Genomic DNA, 226 nt, shown 5'->3' with positions numbered 1-226 from the left:
TGGGCCTCGATCGCCTCGCGGGTGTGGTGGAAGATCGGGCGGGCGCGTAGGTCGGTCTTGGACATGCGGAAGGACTGCTCGACGCGCCAGAGGTCGTGGTAGGAGCTGATCACCTCCTCGGCGCTCATCAGCTCGGCGGGGATGTTGGTGACGTAGCCCTTCAGCCCCACCAGGGACCGGGCACGTGCGAGTGCGCCGGTGTCCAGGCTGCGCCCGGTGGGGGTGG

Annotated in this window: 1 pseudogene; it reads right to left on the bottom strand. The window is 69.5% G+C overall.

Annotated elements, in window-relative coordinates:
* Positions 1-226 (bottom strand): annotated as a pseudogene (locus N869_RS16285) (IS1634 family transposase); the annotation flags it as partial.

The sequence above is a fragment of the Cellulomonas bogoriensis 69B4 = DSM 16987 genome (assembly GCF_000767165.1).
Taxonomy (GTDB): Bacteria; Actinomycetota; Actinomycetes; order Actinomycetales; family Cellulomonadaceae; genus Actinotalea; species Actinotalea bogoriensis.
The sequence above is the reverse complement of the archived record's forward strand: the minus strand, read 5'-3'. Positions and strand labels throughout refer to the sequence as shown.